Annotated in this window: 16 protein-coding genes; 10 read left to right on the plus strand and 6 right to left on the minus strand. The window is 68.2% G+C overall.

The genetic code is table 11. The features are described from left to right. Positions 1-68: 68 nt before the first annotated feature. The gene (locus tag ABNQ40_RS08400; RefSeq protein WP_109047034.1) at positions 69-1,487 is read right to left on the minus strand and encodes an ABC transporter ATP-binding protein; all 1,419 of its coding nucleotides are present in this window, start codon (positions 1,485-1,487) and stop codon (positions 69-71) included. Continuing rightward, positions 1,477-2,325, minus strand: coding sequence for an ABC transporter permease (locus ABNQ40_RS08405; RefSeq protein ID WP_199235187.1), 849 nt, complete (start codon positions 2,323-2,325; stop codon positions 1,477-1,479). The genes ABNQ40_RS08400 and ABNQ40_RS08405 overlap by 11 nt, the downstream gene beginning before the upstream one ends. 811 nt (positions 2,326-3,136) lie before the next feature. Here ABNQ40_RS08405 and ABNQ40_RS08410 point away from each other — a divergent pair. From ABNQ40_RS08410 to ABNQ40_RS08430, 5 genes are all read left to right on the plus strand, one after another. Beyond that, complete coding sequence (locus tag ABNQ40_RS08410) at positions 3,137-3,973, plus strand: sulfotransferase (RefSeq protein WP_109047033.1); 837 nt, start codon at positions 3,137-3,139, stop codon at positions 3,971-3,973. 139 nt (positions 3,974-4,112) lie between these two features. Then, positions 4,113-4,964: a sulfate adenylyltransferase subunit CysD gene (gene cysD, locus ABNQ40_RS08415; protein ID WP_247879448.1), complete on the plus strand. Its 852-nt coding sequence runs from the start codon at positions 4,113-4,115 to the stop codon at positions 4,962-4,964. Next, a complete protein-coding gene (gene cysN, locus ABNQ40_RS08420; protein ID WP_109047032.1) occupies positions 4,964-6,910 on the plus strand; it encodes a sulfate adenylyltransferase subunit CysN in 1,947 nt (648 codons plus the stop codon). Before cysD ends, cysN begins: the two co-directional genes overlap by 1 nt. Positions 6,911-7,042: 132 nt before the next feature. Beyond that, entirely contained in the window at positions 7,043-7,285 is a 243-nt protein-coding gene (locus ABNQ40_RS08425; RefSeq protein ID WP_109047031.1) for a DUF4160 domain-containing protein, read from the plus strand. A 12-nt stretch (positions 7,286-7,297) separates the two neighbouring features. Further along, entirely contained in the window at positions 7,298-7,816 is a 519-nt protein-coding gene (locus tag ABNQ40_RS08430) for a DUF2442 domain-containing protein (RefSeq protein WP_109047030.1), read from the plus strand. Positions 7,817-7,856: 40 nt separating this feature from the next. On the opposite strand, the gene ABNQ40_RS08435 is transcribed toward ABNQ40_RS08430, so the two are convergent. Further along, on the minus strand, positions 7,857-9,275 hold the full coding sequence (locus tag ABNQ40_RS08435) for a UdgX family uracil-DNA binding protein (protein ID WP_109047029.1): 1,419 nt from the start codon (positions 9,273-9,275) through the stop codon (positions 7,857-7,859). Positions 9,276-9,286: 11 nt separating this feature from the next. Next, on the minus strand, positions 9,287-10,498 hold the full coding sequence (locus ABNQ40_RS08440; RefSeq protein WP_109047028.1) for a putative DNA modification/repair radical SAM protein: 1,212 nt from the start codon (positions 10,496-10,498) through the stop codon (positions 9,287-9,289). A 433-nt stretch (positions 10,499-10,931) separates the two neighbouring features. Here ABNQ40_RS08440 and ABNQ40_RS08445 point away from each other — a divergent pair, with 433 nt between their 5' ends. After that, a complete protein-coding gene (locus tag ABNQ40_RS08445; RefSeq protein WP_109047089.1) occupies positions 10,932-11,612 on the plus strand; it encodes a DUF2076 domain-containing protein in 681 nt (226 codons plus the stop codon). Positions 11,613-12,002: 390 nt separating this feature from the next. Here ABNQ40_RS08445 and ABNQ40_RS08450 read toward each other — a convergent pair whose 3' ends face one another. Continuing rightward, complete coding sequence (locus ABNQ40_RS08450; protein ID WP_109047027.1) at positions 12,003-13,367, minus strand: nucleotide sugar dehydrogenase; 1,365 nt, start codon at positions 13,365-13,367, stop codon at positions 12,003-12,005. Positions 13,368-13,588: 221 nt separating this feature from the next. Here ABNQ40_RS08450 and ABNQ40_RS08455 point away from each other — a divergent pair, with 221 nt between their 5' ends. After that, positions 13,589-14,455: a hypothetical protein gene (locus ABNQ40_RS08455; RefSeq protein WP_109047026.1), complete on the plus strand. Its 867-nt coding sequence runs from the start codon at positions 13,589-13,591 to the stop codon at positions 14,453-14,455. A gap of 23 nt (positions 14,456-14,478) precedes the next feature. Here the strand turns inward: ABNQ40_RS08455 and ABNQ40_RS08460 are convergent, their stop codons facing one another. Continuing rightward, positions 14,479-15,390 carry a neutral zinc metallopeptidase gene (locus tag ABNQ40_RS08460; RefSeq protein ID WP_109047025.1) on the minus strand — a complete coding sequence of 304 codons (912 nt, stop codon included), beginning with the start codon at positions 15,388-15,390 and terminating at the stop codon, positions 14,479-14,481. A 397-nt stretch (positions 15,391-15,787) separates the two neighbouring features. Here ABNQ40_RS08460 and ABNQ40_RS08465 point away from each other — a divergent pair, with 397 nt between their 5' ends. The 3 genes from ABNQ40_RS08465 to ABNQ40_RS08475 all read left to right on the plus strand — a co-directional run bounded on the left by ABNQ40_RS08465 (position 15,788) and on the right by ABNQ40_RS08475 (position 18,556). Continuing rightward, the gene (locus ABNQ40_RS08465) at positions 15,788-16,000 is read left to right on the plus strand and encodes a hypothetical protein (RefSeq protein ID WP_109047024.1); all 213 of its coding nucleotides are present in this window, start codon (positions 15,788-15,790) and stop codon (positions 15,998-16,000) included. Positions 16,001-16,124: 124 nt separating this feature from the next. Continuing rightward, positions 16,125-16,589, plus strand: a complete 465-nt coding sequence (gene infC / locus ABNQ40_RS08470) for a translation initiation factor IF-3 (protein WP_014190042.1) — start codon at positions 16,125-16,127, stop codon at positions 16,587-16,589. A gap of 287 nt (positions 16,590-16,876) precedes the next feature. Beyond that, complete coding sequence (locus tag ABNQ40_RS08475) at positions 16,877-18,556, plus strand: PAS domain S-box protein (protein WP_109047023.1); 1,680 nt, start codon at positions 16,877-16,879, stop codon at positions 18,554-18,556. The last annotated feature ends 37 nt before the right edge of the window (positions 18,557-18,593 follow it).

Here is an 18,593-nt window from a genome sequence, read left to right on the forward strand (position 1 = left end):
GCGGTGCCCAACAATGCCCGGAACTGCGGTTTTCCTGCCTCAGTCCGGGGGGTATTCGCGGCCTGTCGCTATTTTGTCGCGGGGGTCGGTTGGGAGGTTGGCTGGGGGGCCGACGCCCCTTCCGCTTCCAGGGTGATCGCCAGCATCGGCATGCCGACCAGCCCGCGCACGACGTGGCTGGCATGGACCTTGAAGAACAGCGCGTCCTCGACCCAATGGTGCTGGACGTGGTCCTCCTGCGTGCCCTCGGCGAGGGCCACGGTGATGGAGAAGTCGCCGCTGGGCAGGTAGGGCATCTGGAAGCGGAAGCGGGCGGCGAAGTCCTGGCCGGCCGGGATGGTGACGGGGTCGAGCTGGTAGCTGAGGAAGGTGTTGTCGCCGAACAGGTTCTGGCCCAGCTTGTCCTTCACGTAGAAGCCGACGATGGGGCGGTAGACCTGCTGGTCGGCCCGGCAATCCACCTTCAGCACGATGACCTCGCCGCCCTCCAGCACGCTGAGCGGCTGCTCCTCGGCATCCAGGATCGAGACGTTGGCGATGGTGGCGCCGCGGTTGCCGAACCAGGGGCCGCTGTCGTTGAAGTCGAACAGCTCGATGGCGTTGCGGAGCTGCGAGCCCTTCAGCAGCTCGGCGCGGGCGTCCTCCACCGGCTCCTCGCGCCTGGCCTGGGGCAGCGCCTGGCGCGCCCCGCCGATGCGGAAGCCGCGCGAGGTGTCCTGGTCGCTGTAGAGCGCCGCCAGATAGTCGTGGCAGACCTCTTTGGCCGGGCCGATGGCCCGCACCGACCCGTTGTCCAGCCACACCACCCGGTCGCAGAGGTTCACCACCTGTCCGGTGTCGTGCGACACGAAGAACAGGGTGCCGCGCTCCTTGAAGCGGTGGATGAAGCGCATGCATTTCTGGGTGAAGGACGCGTCGCCGACCGCCAGGATCTCGTCGACGATCATGATGTCGGCATCGACATGTGCCGCCACCGCGAAGGCGAGGCGGGCGTACATGCCGCTGGAATAGAGCTTCACCGGCTGTTCGATGAAGTCGCCGATGCCCGCGAACTCGGCGATGGACTCATAGCGCTCGGCGATCTGCGCGTTCGACAGGCCCAGCACCGAGGCGGCGAGATAGACGTTCTCGCGGCCGGTGAATTCCGGGTTGAAGCCGGCGCCCAGCTCCAGCAGCGCCGCGATGCGCCCGTCGACCGCGATGCGGCCGGAGGTCGGCGTCAGCGTGCCGCAGAGCAGCTGGAGAAAGGTCGACTTGCCCGAACCGTTGCGGCCGATCAGCCCGACCGTCTCGCCGCGGCGGACCTCCAGGTCGACGCCGCGCAGCGCCCAGTACTCGTCGTAATATTTGCGCCGGCCGCGCACCAGCATCTGCTTCAGCCGGTCCTGCGGGCGCTTGAAGATGGCGTAGGCCTTGCCCAGCCCCTCGGCGCGGATGACGACAGGGGTATCGGCGGCCGTGGCGGAGGTATCGGTCTCAGACGACATCGGCGAACCCCCGGCGGGTCTTCATGAACCAGAGATAGCCGAGCCACGCCACCGCCCAGGCGCCCAGCGTCGCCAGACCCCAGTCGACCGGCGACGGGACGCGGCCCCAGAACAGCAGGTCCTTCGACTGCTCCAGGATCGCGGTCATCGGATTGAGGTGCAGGATGGCGCGGAAGCGCTCGGGGATCGCGGTCATCGGATAGAAGATCGGGCTGAGGAACATCAGCACCGTGACGGCCACCCCCACCACCTGCCGCAGGTCGCGCAGGAACACGCCGGCGGCGGCGAAGAACCAGCTGAGACCCAGCGTGGTCAGACACAAGGGCACCAGCACCAGCGGCAGCAGCAGCGCTGTCGGCGGCGGCAGCCCGGCCACCATCAGATGGAACACCACCAGGATGACGAAGCCGATGCCGGCGTTGAACAATGCGACCGCCAGCGACACCAGCGGCAGGATCTCCAGGGGGAAGACCACCTTCTTGATGTAGCTGACATTCTCCAGCAAGAGGCCGGGCGCCCGGCTCAGGCATTCGCCCAGCACGTTGAACAGGATCAGGCCGGAGAACAGCAGCAGGGCGAATTCGGTGTTGCTTCCCCCCGTCGCGCCCCAGCGCGCCTGGAACACCACCGAGAAGACGAAGGTGTAGACCGCCAGCATCAGGATCGGGTTCAGCACCGCCCAGACGATGCCCAGCACGGACCCGCGGTACCGGGCGTCGATCTCCCGCCGGGCCAGCCGCAGGATCAGCGACCTGTGATGCCAGGCGGTCTGGAAAAGGGCAAAGGGACCGGCGCCGAAACCCGCTACCGTAGGGTTTCCCGACTGAGAGTTAAACAATTTAGAGTATTCCCCGTCTGCGGCCGGCCGACCATAACCCCCGCTCCGGCGGCGTTCAAGCGAAAGCATCGGCCCGGCCGGAGGGGTGGCGGAAGGGCATGGAAGAGGCGGTCCGTTCCCAAAAAGAGCGGCTGGGGGAACGGACCTTCGGTTTTCCTCGTTTACCCGAAAGATCGGAGAGGTAGTGAAACAGTCCAGGAATTTTCGTTATCACGAAGGAAAATAATAAAATAAACATTCGAGTGATTCGTGCTGTACGGGCTAATGCCACAGATAAAGCAGGACGTTCCCGCCCTATGCGTATCAGTAAATGACGAGTATAGATCAAACGTGACTTCTCTATTGTGAAGATAGAGACATGCCTTCTCATGTGGTTTCCACGTAGACTCCGGTCCACCATTGAGGATTGCATCCGTATATTTGTAAGCCCATGGGGTTAAATCCGGATTAGAGCTAAAAAAGCTTATCCGGCAGGACCATAACTAGCCTTGAGAGAGGGCGCTTGGCCGATTTTCAGGAAAGACGCACCGATTGCCGAGGTCGCGGGGAAGACGGATCGCCCGGAGACGCGGTGATGCAAAAGGAGGCTGTTGTGTTTTGGAATGGAAAGACCCTGGCAGCCGATCATTGTGCCACGTCGTTAAGGCATCATTTCGGTGACGGTGCGGTTCATCGTCTTCAAAAAGAGATCGGGTTCGTTGGGAAACGGCTTCTCCGACTTCCAAGCACCGAAAGATCGGCCTTCTTCGATCCCTGGTTCACCGAGGAGAACGCCCGCCATCTGCGGTCGGTCGCCCGATCCGTCCGTGGGATGGCGTCCGATGCGCCGGCCCTGGCGCCAGCTTTTGCGTCTGCCCCCCGCATCGTCTTCCTGCACGGCGTGATGCCGCGCAGCGGCACCAACTATCTCCAGAGCCTGCTGGAACTGCATCCCGACGTGCTGGTCAATCCCTATGGCATCCGCGAGCTTCCGTTCCTGAACACGCTGGAGGATGCGCGGACCTACGAGGGGCGCTTCCTGCGTCTCTACCGGCGCAACCGGGAGTCGTTCAGCGATCTGGAAACCTTCTGCTATATGGTGAACGGCTTCCTGCGCCGGATCGAAGCCGACTTCCCGGCCGGCAAGACGGTGGTGATCAAGTCGCCCCACACCCGGATGATGCGCTATTTCCCCTACCTGTTCCCGGCGGAGCGCTGCCTGATCGTGCTGCGCGACGGCCGCCGCGCCGTGCAGTCCACCATCGACACCTGGCCGCTGCGCTTCCTGGGCCGGACCTTCGCCGATGTCTGCCGGGAATGGAGCTTCGGCACCGAGGCGGCGCTGGAGGCGCAGAGCCGGATGAGCGCCGACGCCTGCCGGCTGGTCCGTTTCGAGGACGCGGTGGCCGCCCCCGACGGCACGGCCCGCGACCTCATGCGCTTCCTGGATTTGGACGAGGGCCGCTATCCGTTCGAGCGGATCGGCGACCTTCCCATTTTGGGATCGTCCCGCGCCTCGCGCAGCAACGGCGAGGTCAGCTGGACCCCCGTCACCAAACCCGAAGGCTTCGACCCGTCGAAGCGCCCGATCCAATGGTCGCGCAAGCGTCGGACCGTGTTCGACGCCGTGGCCGGAGACATGCAGAAGAAGGCCGGCTATGCTGCTTGACCCACTGTTCGACACCCGCCCCGCGGCAAGGGATCTCCCCCAGCCCGCTTCCGGTCTTGAGGACGTGCTGCCTGCCATCCTGACCACGCCGGCCCGCCTCACCCACCTGCAAAGGCTGGAGGCGGAGAGCATCCACATCATGCGCGAGGTGGCGGCCCAGTTCCACAAGCCGGTCATGCTCTATTCGGTGGGCAAGGACAGCTCGGTCCTGCTGCATCTGGCGATGAAGGCCTTTTATCCGTCGAAGCCGCCCTTCCCGCTGCTGCATGTCGACACGACCTGGAAATTCCGGGAGATGATCGCGTTCCGCGACCGCATGGCGCAGGATCTCGGGTTGGACCTGACGGTCCACATCAACCGGGACGGCGTGCGCCAGGGCATCGGCCCGGTCAGCCATGGTTCGGCCGTCCACACCGACGTGATGAAGACGCAGGCGCTCAAACAGGCGCTCGATGCCCATGGCTTCGACGCCGCCTTCGGCGGGGCGCGCCGCGACGAGGAGAAGAGCCGCGCCAAGGAGCGCATCTTCTCCTTCCGGACATCCTCCCACCGCTGGGAACCGAAGAACCAGCGGCCGGAGCTGTGGAGCCTCTACCAGGGCCGCATCCACAAGGGCGAGAGCATCCGCGTGTTCCCGCTGTCGAACTGGACCGAGCTGGACATCTGGCAATACATCCACCAGGAGGCCATCCCGGTGGTGCCGCTCTATTTCGCCAAGCCGCGCCCGGTGGTGGAGCGCGACGGCACGCTGATCATGGTCGACGACGACCGGCTGCCGCTGAGGCCCGGCGAGGTGCCGGAGATGGCCTGGGTGCGCTTCCGCACGCTCGGCTGCTATCCGCTGACCGGGGCCGTGCGCAGCACCGCCGCCACCCTGCCCGAGATCATCCGCGAGATGCTGCTGTCCACCGGTTCGGAACGGCAGGGCCGGGTGATCGATCAGGACGCCGCCGCCTCGATGGAAGCGAAGAAGCAGGAAGGCTATTTCTGATGCTGACGGATCTCGATCCCGCCACCGCTCCTGCGGATGCCGCCCCCTCTGAGGCCGCCCCCTCCGATGCCGCCAATGAGGTGCAGGAGTATCTCGCCCGCCAGAACGGCAAGGACCTGCTGCGCTTCATCACCTGCGGCTCGGTAGACGACGGCAAGTCGACGCTGATCGGCCGGCTGCTCTACGACTGCAAATGCCTCTTTGAGGACCAGCTGGCCAGCCTGGAGGCGGACTCCGGCCGCTTCGGCACCACCGGCGCCGGCCAGCTCGACCTTGCCCTGCTGGTCGACGGGCTGGCGGCGGAGCGCGAGCAGGGCATCACCATCGATGTCGCCTACCGCTTCTTCACCACCGAGCGCCGCAAGTTCATCGTCGCCGACACGCCGGGCCACGAGCAGTACACCCGCAACATGGTCACCGGCGCGTCCACCGCCGACGCCGCGGTTCTGCTGGTCGACGTGCGCAAGGGGGTGCTGACCCAGACCCGGCGCCACAGCACCATCGTCTCGCTCTTGGGCGTCCGCCATGTCGTGCTGGCGGTCAACAAGATGGACGCGGTCGGCTGGAGCCGCGAGACCTTCGAGCGGATCGCCGCCGACTACCGCGTCTTCGCCCAGCGCATCGGCATCGACGAGGTCACCTGCATCCCGGTCTCGGCGCTCACCGGCGACAACGTTACCAAACCATCGGAGCATATGGGCTGGTACGGCGGCCCCACCCTGCTCGGCCATCTGGAGAGCGTCGACGCCGCGGCGGAGGAAAAGCTCGGCTCCTTCCGCATGGCGGTGCAGTGGGTCAACCGGCCCAACCAGGATTTCCGCGGCTTCTGCGGCACGGTGGCCGGCGGCGCGCTGCGCACCGGCGACGAGGTCGCCATCCTGCCCGGCGGGCGGACCAGCCGGGTGGCGCGGATCGTCACCATGGACGGCGATCTTGGGACGGCGCTGCCCGGACAGGCGGTCACGCTGGTGCTGGCCGACGAGGTCGATGCCAGCCGCGGCGACATGATCGTCGCCGCCGCCGGCCGGCCGGAGGTGGCCGACCAGTTCGCGGCGCATGTGGTGTGGATGGACGAGCAGCCGCTGCTGCCCGGCCGCTCCTACCTGCTGCGGGCCGGCACGGCGACGGTCGGCGCCCAGGTGACCGAGCTGAAGCACACCATCAACGTCAACACCCAGGAGCATGCCGCCGCCAAGCATCTGGACCTCAACGACGTCGGTTTCTGCAATCTGGCGCTCGACCGGCCGATCCCGTTCGACGCCTATGCCGACAGCCGCGAGACCGGCAGCTTCATCCTGATCGACCGGTTGACCAACGCCACCGCCGGCTGCGGCATGATCCGCTTCCCGCTGCGCCGGGCCTCCAACATCCACCGCCACGCCTCGAAGCTGGACAAGGCGGCACGGGCGGGGAACTTGCAGAAGCCCTGCGTGCTCTGGTTCACCGGCCTGTCCGGCTCCGGCAAATCCAGCGTTGCCGACCGGCTGGAGCAGGAGCTGCACCGTCTCGGCCGCCGCACCATGATCCTCGACGGCGACAATGTCCGCCACGGGCTGAACCGCGATCTGGGCTTCACCGACGAGGACCGGGTGGAGAACATCCGCCGCGTCGCCGAGGTGTCGAAGCTGATGGTGGACGCCGGGCTGATCGTGCTGGTCAGCTTCATCTCCCCCTTCCGCGAGGAGCGCCGGATGGCGCGCTCCCTGGTGGAGGACGGCGAGTTCGTCGAGATCTTCATGGACACCCCGCTGGAGGTCTGCGAGGCCCGCGACCCCAAGGGGCTCTACAGGAAGGCCCGCGCCGGCCAGCTCCCGCACTTCACCGGCATCGACAGCGCCTACGAGCCGCCGGACGCGCCGGAGATCACGCTGAAGGGCGCCGAACACGGCACCGACGCGATGGTCGCCCAGGTGATCGGGGAACTGCGGCGGCGCGAGGTGATCTGAGGGGGAGAAGAGAGGATGGGTTTCGCTCCTGCTCGTCCTACAAGACAGTTTGCTTTCTAAAAGATCCACAAATATTGTATGAGGAGAAGCACAAAAAATAGGGTATTTTGAGCCATCAATGGCGGAGCCAACTTGGGCAAGCTGACGACCTTCGGAAAGTTGCGGGTGGTCGTCCAGGGGCGCGACCACAATCCGCCCCACTTCCACGTCAAAGGGCCCGACGTCAACGCCTTGGTCGGTATCGATCCCGTCATCGTCATCCGCGGCAAGGTGCCGTCCGACCTGTGGCCTGAAATCCGGACCTGGGCCGTCATGCACCGTGCCGAACTGATCGCCGCCTGGAATACCCTCAACCCGCACAGCCCCACCACCTGAAAGGGAGGTTCCATGTCAGAAGGCTTCGTTATCGGGACCGACCCCCGCCCCGTCCCGCTGATTGCTGCGGTCGAGGCCGGCCCCGGAACCATCCTGACTGTCGATTGGGTCGGTGGGGGCGGGGTGTCCGTCGATCTGGCTGGCTGGATCGCCTTGCACAAGATTGACGCTCTGCGCGTGCCCACCATCTTCGCAAAGCCCGAGATCGGTGAAGACGGCGACACTATCCAATGGGCCGGGGACGAGGACCTGTCGATCGACAGTGTGCATCTGGAGTTGCTGGCCGAACAGCAAGCCGTCTTCGGCGCGGCCGAACTGTCGGAGTGGCAGGACCGGCATGGTCTGTCCAACACTGAGGCGGCCGATCTGTTCGCGCTGCATGTCAACACCTGGATCAACTATCGCACCGGTGTCAGTTCGGTTCCTCGGGCGCTGCTGATCGCCTGCCGCGCCATCGACCGAGACCCCCTGCCTCTGGCCGCCTTCCTGCGCCCTCGCCGCCCCGGTCGCCCGCCGGCGGCGGCTGAGTGAAGCACCATCACTCTGGATAACTTTTCATCGACACAAGCCGTCAACCCGCCCCCGCCACCATCTCCCGTGCCCGCCGCAGGTCGGCGACGAAGTCGCGATAGGCCTGCTCCGCCCCCTCGCCCGCCGGCAGGCGCAGCAGGTAGGACGGGTGGACGGTGACCAGCCCCTCCCAGTCGCCGAACCCCATCGGCCCGCGCTCCCGCAGGACCGAGACGCTGCGCCCGGTCAGCGCGAGCGCCGCGGTGGCGCCCAGAGTCACCACCAGACGCGGGCGGACGAAGCCCAGCTCCTTCATCAGCCACCAGCGGTAATGCTTCACCTCGCCGGCGGTCGGCGACTGGTGCAGGCGGCGCTTGCCGCGGGCGACGAACTTGAAATGCTTCACCGCGTTGGTCAGGTAGGCGGCGCCGCGCTCGATCCCGGCCTCCTCCAGCGCGCGGGTAAGCAGCTGCCCGGCCGGGCCGACGAAGGGCCGGCCCTCCACATCCTCGTGGTCGCCGGGCTGCTCGCCGACGATGGCGATGGCGGCCCCCACCGGCCCCTCGCCCAGCACGGCTTGCGTCGCCCCCGGCACCAGGGGATCCGCCGCCCGGATGATGCGGTTCAGCTCGGCCAGCGTCGCCGGCTCCTGCCGGGCCATGGCGGCGACGGCCTTGTCGGGGTTGCGGCGCCGGGGCGCCGCGGCCTCCGCCTCGATCATCGCCTGGACGCGGGCGGGGGCGGAGCGGATCATTCCGGGAATGGCCGCGGCTTCCGGCAGGTTGGCCCAGTATTTCCGCGGCATCTCCGCCCGCATCGCCGTCGGGTTCACCCGCGCGGGATTGAAGGTGCTCTCGTAATAGCGCTGCCAGCCCTCGGCGAAGCGGTCGTCGCGGTCGAGCCCCTCCGGCCTCAAAGCCGCCGGCCCGACCGTCAGCGAGCGCCGGTCCCACTGCAGCGAACCGACCGGCGTCAGGATCGTCCAGACCAGGCTCTCGAACCGTTCGACAAAGAAGGGGGCGGTCGCCTCGACGATGAAATTGTCGGGCTCGAACCACGCGACGTAGCGCTCCCCGCCATCGGGATCCCGAACTTCGCGGAAGCGCAGGAAGGCGTGCATCTTGTGCAGGTCGCGCCGCACCGCCTTGTCCAGCATCGCCAGCCGATGGACCAGCGGGTCGGCATGGTGGTCGAGGATGTCGCGCTCCCCCCGCACCACCCGGCAGACCAGCCGGTGCAACAGGCCATAACGCTCCGGATCGCGGTGGCAGACCACGCTTTCGATCAGCGCCCCCACCGGCCGGGGCAGCGGAACCGGCGGCGCATCGGCCGGCAACGGGGCGGCATCGCCGAACAGCGACGGCGCCGCCCCGCCGCTCCACACCACCCCGTCCGGATCGGCGCCGAGCGCGACCAGCCCGCGCAGGGCGCGGCGGAAGCCGTCCAGATCGGCGCCGTCCTTCAACTCCACATGCCGCATGGCTCGGCCCCTCAGAACAGGCTGAGCTGCTTGGGCGGCGCCACCAGCCGCTGCCGCAGGTCGGCGCGGTCGGTCAGCCCGCCCGGATGGTGGTCGGCGGCGATCAGGAAGGCGCGCGCCCGCTTCAGCCCCGACGACAGCCGGGCCACATCCTCCAGCCGCAGGGTGGTGTGGCGGCGCGCCTCGACGATCTTGTCGACCGCCCGCGCCCCCAGCCCCGGCACGCGCAGCAGCATCTCGCGGTCGGCGCTGTTCACGTCGACCGGAAAGCGCTCGCGGTTCTTCAGGGCCCAGGCCAGCTTGGGGTCGACGCCCAGATCCAGCATCCCGCCCTCGCCCCCGGCGGCGATCTCGTCCACCGTGAAGCCGTAATAGCGCAGCAGCCAGTCGGCCTGGTACAGCCGGTTCTCGCGCTGGAGCGGCGGCGGCTTGGCCGGCAAAGCGGAACTCGCCTCCGGGATCGGGCTGAAGGCGGAATAATAGACCCGGCGCAGCCCATAGCGGCGATAGAGCGTGTCGCTGGTCTCCAGCACCGACAGGTCGGTGGAGGCGTCGGCGCCGACGATCATCTGGGTGCTCTGACCTGCGGGGGAGAAGCGGCGCTTTTCCTCCTTGGCCTCCAGGATGCGTTCGCCGACCTGCCCCATCACCGCCTTGATCGAGGTGCCGTCCTTCTCCGGCGCGAACTCCTTCAGGCTGCGGTCCGACGACAGTTCCAGGTTGATCGACAGCCGGTCGGCCCACAGCCCGGCCTGCTCGATCAGCCAGGGGCTGGCCTCCGGAATCGTCTTCAGATGGATGTAGCCGGCGAAGCCATGGTCGCGCCGCAGCGTGCGCGCCACCAGCATCAGCTGCTCCATCGTGTGGTCGGGCGAGCGGATGATGCCGGAGGACAGGAACAGCCCTTCGATGCAGTTGCGCTTGTAGAAGCCCAGCGTCAGCTGCACCACCTCGTCGACGCTGAACCGCGCGCGCCGCACGTTGGAGGAGCGGCGGTTGATGCAGTAGGCGCAGTCGAACAGGCAATAGTTGGTCAGCAGGATCTTGAGCAGCGAGACGCAGCGCCCGTCCGGCGTATAGGCGTGGCAGATGCCGGCCCCGGTGGTCGAACCGATGCCGTCCGGCCCGCCCGTCCGCCGCTTCGCCCCCGACGACGCGCAGGAGGCGTCGTATTTCGCCGCATCCGCCAGGATTTCGAGTTTGTCGAGCAGCGCGTCATCCACCGCGATGGCTTCCCTCTTCCTTTCAGGATGTTCGCAATATGTTCTTATCTAAGGAAAAGGCAAGCGGGGTGTCTTGAAAGCGGGCCGGAACGGGGCCACGTGCTCTACAACCGGATCCGGGCCCCTCTGGCGACTTAGACGTGGTCGCGATGTCGGATCTCTTCACCTGCTTTTGCGCCGACGGGCGTGACCGCACTTGGAGGGACTGATGCCCTTACCCCTGAGACAGGGCCCCCGGCATTCCCTGCTCCCGGCCTTATCCCCAACGCGCCGCCCCTCCGGCGCGCCGCACGGCTGTGCCGCCGCTCCTGGCGGTCGCCCTCTGGGCGGCCGGCTCCGTGCGCCTGCGGGGCGTCGGCGCCGGGCCCAGGGCCGAGACCCTGACTCCTTCCCCCGCCTCATTCCCAACCTTTTGATGAAGACGAGCATCGCCATGGACCACACCGAACGCCAGATCATCGACGACTTGTTCGCCAAGCTGCATCAGGCCGAGGCGCAATCCGGCCCGCGCGATCCCGAGGCCGAGGCGCTGATCCGCGAGCGGATCGCCCGCCAGCCGGCCGCCCCCTACCTGATGGCGCAGGCCATCGTGATGATGGAGCAGGCGCTCGCCGCCTCCCAGGGCCGCAACGAGGAGCTGGAGCGCCAGCTGCGCGAGCGACCGGCCGCCCCCGCGGGCCCGGCCCAGCCCGGCGGCGGCGGCCTGTTCGGCAGCCTGTTCGGCGGCAGCAGCCGTCCTGCTCCGCAGCCCTCATATCCGGCGTCTGCCCCGGCCGCAGCCGCTCCGGCCGCTGCCATGCCGGCCGGCTCGCCCTGGGGCCGTCCGCCGGCAGCATCAGGCACGCCCGCCTATGGCGACCCGCGCGTCGCCGGCTATGCCCAGCAGCCGCGGGCCGGCGGCGGCTTCATGGCCGGCGCCATGCAGACGGCGGCCGGCGTCGCCGGCGGCATGCTGATCGGCAGCGCGCTCTCCAGCATGTTCTCCGGCGGCGAGGCGGTGGCGGCCGAAGCCGCCGGTGCCGCCACCGATGCGGCCACCGCCGCCACCGATCATGTCGAACAGACGGTCGAGGACAGCGGCTGGGGCGATTTCGGCGGCGAAGAGGAGTTGTAAGTCCATCCCTGATGGCGGCGCTCCGTTGAACTTGACGCCGCCTCAGGGGAACAAATTCCTATAGAATGGCGTAGGACTCACCGTTGCGGAGCCGACGCCATGCCTTCCCCTCCCCTCTGTTCAGGATCGCCTGCGCCAAGGCATGGCAGGGGGCATGGCAGGGGGGCCTCCCCGACCGATGGAACGCCGCCGTCCGCCCTGTTCCACAGCGTTCCATCCGGCCCCGCCGCTGGCCCCATCTCGGACCCCGGTGCCGGCCCGCCGGATGGAACGGCAGCGCTTGGCGTGTTTCACGCTGTTCCAGCCGTCTTTCCCGTCGGCCCCGTCGATGGAACGCCGCCGCCCGGCACGTTCCACGCTGTTGCAACCGCCGTCCGCTGCGCCCCGCCCTCAGGCCTTCACGATGCGGTCGGCGAAGCCCTCGACGGCGCGCATGGCGTTGCGGGTGTCGACCACCAGCGGGCAGTGGGCGGCGAGGCCCTGCCAGTCGATGCCGTCATGGTCGGTGACGATCACCGCCGCGTCGAAGCCGGCGAGCCGTTCCGCCGTCCACTCGACGGACCGGCGGCCGGCGAGTGCGGCATGCTCGCGGGTGACCGGCAGCACGGGGATGAAGGGGTCGTGGTACTCGACCGCCGCCCCGCGCTCCAGCAGCATCTCCATCAGCCGCAGCCCTGGCGATTCCCGGCTGTCGTCGACATTCTTCTTGTAGGCCATGCCGACCAGCAGGATGCGCGACCGGCTGAGCCCGATCCCGGCCTGCCGGTCGAGCGCCAGGGCCAGCCGATCCACCACATGGCGCGGCATCATCGTGTTGACCTCGCCCGCCAGCTCGATGAAGCGGGTGGAGATCTGGTACTCGCGCGCCTTCCAGGTCAGGTAGAAGGGGTCGATCGGGATGCAGTGGCCGCCCAGGCCGGGGCCGGGATAGAAGGGCATGAAGCCGAAGGGCTTGGTCTTCGCCGCCTCGATCACCTCCCAGATGTCGATGCCCATCGGTTCGAAGACGATCTTCAGCTCGTTCACCAGGGCGATGTTGACCGAGCGGAAGATGTTCTCGGTCAGCTTGGTCGCCTCCGCCGCCCGAGTGCCCGACACCGGCACCACCTGCGGCACCACCTGCTCGTAGAGCGCCACCGCCAGCCGGCGCGCGCCCTCGTCGTCGCCGCCGACCACCTTGGGGATGGTGCTGGTGGTGAAGGTGATGTTGCCGGGATCCTCGCGCTCGGGCGAATAGGCCAGGAAGAAGTCGCGGCCGCTGGCCAGCCCGGTCTCCTCCAGGATCGGCCGCATCACCTCGTCGGTGGTGCCGGGCCAGGTGGTCGATTCCAGGATCACCAGCTGGCCGCGGCGCAGCCGGTCGCGGATCAGCCGGGTGGAGGCCTCGACGAAGCTCAGGTCCGGCTCGCGCTGCGGCGACAGCGGGGTGGGGACGCAGACGATCACGGCATCGCAGGCGGCGAACGCGTCGGCATCGGTCGTCGCCCGGAACCGCCCGGTCGCCGACGCCTGGGCGACACGGCTGTCGGCGATCTGCCGGATGTAGGAGCGTCCGCCGTTCAGCGCCGCCGCCTTGGCCGGGTCGATGTCGAAGCCGGTGACCGTGAAGCCGGCCCCGGTCAGCGCCAGGGCCAGCGGCAGTCCGACATAGCCGAGCCCGACCACCGCCACCCGCGCGCTGCGGCCGCGATAGGCGCTTTCCAGGGACTGGATGTCGGGTGCCTGCATGTCGGGCTGGGTGTCCGCTGTGCTCATCGTGCCGTTCCGTTCGAAAGGACTGGACCGCCCGGACAGGTGTCCCGCCTGCGGTCGCCGAATGTGTGACGGGCGGGATGGCTTTGCGCAACCCCCCCTTCCGCCGGCAAGACCCGTCCATGGGGGCCTGGGGTCGGAAACTCTGGCGCCGGGACCGGCAAGGGTGCCAACCTCCCCGGACACCGCTCGTCCGAAACTTGCCGTCCAAAACCCGATCTGCCATGACAGCCCGGCACCCGCCCCTTCTTCCGCAACAGATCGCCCCGGTGGACGACCGCCAGTCGGCGTTGACCGCCCTCCATCTGGGCGGCGACCCGGCGGCCCTCTTCGGCTATTTCATGGCGCTGCGCGAGGAGAGCGACCGGGCGCTCGCCGGCCTGCCGCCGGCCGGCGGCAAGCCCTATCCCTATGGCCGCTGCGAGGAGATCACCCGCGACCTCTTCGCCCGCCTGTCGCTGCGTCTGGCCCAGCCGGCCGGCCCGGTGGAGCGCGCGCTGCGCGCCTTCGTCGAGGGGGGCGGCGTTCTGCAAAGCGTCTGGGGCGTCCTGCGCGGGCAGTATTTCCAGAACGCGCTCCAGATCGGTGCGCTCTATGTCGACGTGTCGAACGACACGGTGGTGGTCACCAAGCCGAAGGTGGAGATCCTGCCCATCGCGGAGTCCGGTCTGGTGCCGGTGCGCGACCTCGATCATTTCCGGCAGACGGCGGAGCGTTACTGGGGGGCGACGCTCTACGCCAACCATCTGGCACCGACGCTGGCCCCGCTGCTGCCGGTGCTGTCGGTCAGTCCCGGCCGGCTGGCGCCCGGCCTGCAATCGGCCTGCGACTACATGATCGCGCTGATGTGCCGCGACCGGTTCGAGCAGGCCGAACGCTGGCTGGAGACCGGCCCCGCCCCGCCCGCGGACCTCGCCGCCGCCTGTCTTGCCGCCATCCCCGCCGACCTGCGCCCGCTGACCGGCCAGCCCCGGTTGGAGGCGGTCGCCGCTTGCCGCCGCGCCCGGGAGGCCGCCTGCTGGGCCGATCCCGACTGGCGCACTGCCCGCGTGCTCGACTATCTGCGGCTCATGCGCGGGCCGGGAGGTTAACCCTCTTCCCGGCCCTCATCCTCTCACAGCCGGTCCGTGCTGAAGGTGTCGCAGGCTTCCAGCCGGCCGCTTTCCATGCCGGTGCGGAACCAGCGGACGCGCTGGGCGGAACTGCCATGGGTGAAGCTGTCGGGGCTGACGGTGCCGCGCGCCTGACGTTGCAGGCGGTCGTCGCCGATGGCACTGGCGGCGGTCAGCGCCTCCTCGACGTCGCCGGGTTCCAGCATCCTGCGGTCGCGGTTGGCGTGGTTGCCCCAGATGCCGGCGAAGCAGTCGGCCTGCAACTCCAGCCGCACCGACAGGGCGTTGGCCTCGGCCTGGCCGCCCGCCCGCTGCTGGGCCGCCTGCACCTTGTCGGAGATGCCCAGCAGGTTCTGCACATGGTGGCCGACCTCATGGGCGATGACATAGGCCTGGGCGAAGTCGCCCGGGGCCTGGAAGCGGTCGCGCAGCTCGCGGTAGAAGCCGAGGTCGATGTAGAGCTTGCGGTCCATCGGGCAGTAGAAGGGCCCCATCGCCGCCTGCGCCCGGCCGCAGCCCGACGACACCGTGCCGGTGAACAGCACCAGCGTCGGGTCCTGGTACTGGCGCCCCATCTGCTGGAACAGGCCCTGCCAGGTGTCCTCGGTGTCGGCCAGCACGACTGAGACGAAGCGCTTCAGCTCGTCGTCAGCCTGGCTGCGCGGAGCGGCTTCGCCGATCTGGGTGCGGTCTGCGGTGGTCCGGTCTCCCTGCTCGCCGCCGCCCAGCAGCACCGTGGGATCGACCCCCAGCACCATCGAGACCAGCAGCACCACGATGACGCCGCCGACGCCCAGCCCGCCCGGGCCGATGCGGATACCCCCGCCCCCACCGCCGAACCCGCCGCCGCCCGGGCTTCCCTGTCCGCGGCGGTCCTCGACATTCTCGCTTTCCCGTCCGCCCTGCCACCGCATCGCCACCCTCCTTCGGCCGCCCGTCCCGATCGTCAGGTCCGGTTGAGACGAAACCATCAAGGGCTTCCCGCGTTCCCTGCGGGTCCGGCGGTAAGACGGGGAACCGGTGCGGAACGGCTTGAAAATCCGACCCCGCTCCCCATCTGGAGAAAAGCCGAAGACCGTCTGGGCAGAACCGCTCGGGCTGTGCCGCCCCCACCTTTTCCGCCCTGGCGGGAGAGAGCCTTCGTGGGGGCGCCGGCCGTTTGGAACATGCCCATACCGGGGCCTGTTTTGCTTTATCGGAGCCTCCTGCAGCGGTGTTGCGCCGCGGCGGCTCCCGTTCACGACGCCACACAAACAAGAGCCGGCCGGCACCGAAATCCATCGGTCCGCCCATCCGGCCTGGAGGATTTTCATGACGACCCCGATCGTTTCCGCCCTTTCGCAGACCGCCGGCCATTTTGCCGCCCAGCCCGCCTTTGCGCCGGTCCAGCGGGCCTCCACCCGCCTCACCGCTGGCCAATTCGCCGCAGTTGAGAGCAAAAAGCCCGATTTTCGCTCCAGTCCTGAGCCGTCCGGCTTGACCCGGGGCGAACTGCGGCAGATTGTGCTCGACATCCTGGGCTGATCCTATCGGCCCGGGCTCGTCCCTTTCTACCCATCCACGACCACAGGAGATCACCATAGCCAAGCTCTACGACGCGGACCCCGTCCGCGAAGGCCCGCGCCTCAACCGTGAAATCACCGCCCGTATGGTCCGCCTCGTCGGCGCCGACGGCGAGATGGTCGGCGTGGTGCCGCTCCGCCAAGCGCTGGAAGCCGCCGCGGATGCCGACCTCGACCTCGTCGAAGTGGCGCCCCAGGCGGATCCGCCTGTCTGCAAGATCCTCGATTACGGCAAGTTCCGTTTCGAGGAGCAGAAGAAGGCCAACGAGGCGCGGAAGAAGCAGAAGATCATCGAGCTGAAGGAAATCAAGCTTCGGCCGAACATCGACGATCACGATTATGACGTGAAGATGCGTTCCGCCATCCGCTTCATCGAGGAAGGCGACAAGGTCAAGATGACCATGCGCTTCCGCGGTCGCGAGATGGCGCACCAGGATCTCGGTCTGAACGTGCTCGTCCGCGTGCGTGACCAGCTCCAGGACATCGCCAAGGTCGAGCAGATGCCCCGGGTCGAAGGCCGCATGATGGTCATGGTGCTGGCCCCGCGCTGAGCTTGTGCCAAAGGGATCTCGCGGGGCGGTCCGCCGCCCCGCCCCTTTCTCGCGCCCGTCTCTTTCTCCCAATGTGTCTTCCGACGGCCGCTTTTCCGTACCGGCTGTAAATTCCCCCGCGAATTTCTTCGCCCTCAAATCGCGCCGGATGAATCCCGGAACATCCCGCGTGATGCGGCGGAATAATACCAGACTATTCGCATTGGGTTATTGACCCCGTCGGCATCGAACGGGAATCATCGGACTTCCCGTGTCTCACTCCCCCTGTGTTCCGGAAAGTCGTTGTTATGAAGGACGAACGTGTCGAGCCCGCCTGGGAGCCCATCTCCGGCGAACGGCAGTTCCGCCTGCTGGTCCAGAGCGTGGTCGACTATGCGATCTTCATGCTCGACCCCACCGGCGTCGTCCGCAGCTGGAATGCGGGGGCGGCCCGGATGAAGGGCTATGCCGCCGACGAGATCATCGGCCGGCATTTCTCCAGCTTCTACACGCCGGAGGACCGCGCCGCCGACATGCCGCAGCGCGCACTCGCCACCGCCCTGTCGGAGGGCAGGTTCGAGGCGGAGGGCTGGCGCCTGCGCAAGGACGGCACCCGCTTCTGGGCCAGCGTCGTCATCGACCCGATCCGTGACGAGACCGGGACCTTGCGCGGCTTCGCCAAGATCACCCGCGACATCACCGAGCGCCGCAAGGCCCAGCAGGCGCTGGATGAGGCGCGCGAGGCCCTGGCCCAGGCGCAGAAGATGGAGGCGGTCGGCCAGCTGACCGGCGGCGTCGCCCATGACTTCAACAACCTGCTGCAGGCGATCAGCAGCAGCCTGGAACTGATCGACCAGCGGCTGTCGGCCGGGCGCAGCGACATCGCCCCCTTCACCGCCACCGCCCGCGCCGCGGTGGACCGGGCCGCCACCCTGACCCGTCGCCTGCTGGCCTTCGCCCGGCGCCAGCCGCTGAGGCCGGAGCGCGTCGATTTGAACGCGCTGGTGGCCGGTTTGTGGGACCTGCTGGGCCGCTCGGTGGGCGAGCAGATCCGGTTGGAGCGGCAGCTGGGGGAGCCGCTGTGGCCGGTCCATGCCGACGTGAACCAGATCGAAAACGCCCTGCTGAACCTGGTGATCAACGCCCGCGACGCCATGCCGGACGGCGGATGCGTGACGGTGGAAACCGCCAACGCCGCGTTCGCACCGGCCGACCTCGTCAACGATCCCGGGGTGGAGGCCGGCGACTATGCGGTGCTGACCGTGCGCGACAGCGGGACCGGCATGCCGCCCGACGTGCTGGCCCGCGCCTTCGAGCCTTTCTTCACCACCAAGCCGATCGGCCAGGGCACCGGCCTGGGGCTGAGCCAGCTCTATGGCTTCGCCCGCCAGTCCGGGGGCTTCGTCCGCATCGACAGCGCGGTCGGCCGCGGCACCGCGGTGCATCTCCACCTGCCGCGCGATCATGCCGCCGCCGCCGCTTGCACCGGGCGAGCGGAGCCCGCCGCCGTGCCTGCGCTGCCGCCCGGCCGGACCGGCCGGGGCACCGTGCTGGTGGTGGAGGACGAGGAACTGGTCCGCATGCTGCTGGTGGAGGTGCTGGAGAGCGACGGCTACACCACGCTGGAAGCCGCCGACGGCACCTCGGCGCTTGCCCAGCTGACAAAAGCCCAAGCGGGAACCAAAGGCGTGGCCGGGGCAAATCCGCCGGTCGACCTGCTGGTGACCGATGTCGGGCTGCCCGGCCTGAACGGCCGTCAGCTGGCGGAGGCGGCGCAGGCGCACTATCCCGATCTGAAGGTCCTGTTCCTGACCGGCTATGCCTTTCAAGCCCTGGACGACAGGCACGGCGACGGCGAGGATGGGCTTGGCCATAACATGCGCATGCTGGCCAAGCCTGTGGCGGTCGACGCCTTCCGCGCCATGGTGCGGAAGCTTCTGTCCGATGGCCTTTCCGACAGCCCTTCCGACGGCCCGGCCGGCGGATGACGCCCGTTGCCCTGTCCCATCCTGCCCCGCCTTTCCC

The sequence above is a fragment of the Azospirillum sp. A23 genome, assembly GCF_042938965.1.
In the GTDB taxonomy this organism is placed as follows: Bacteria; Pseudomonadota; Alphaproteobacteria; order Azospirillales; family Azospirillaceae; genus Azospirillum; species Azospirillum melinis.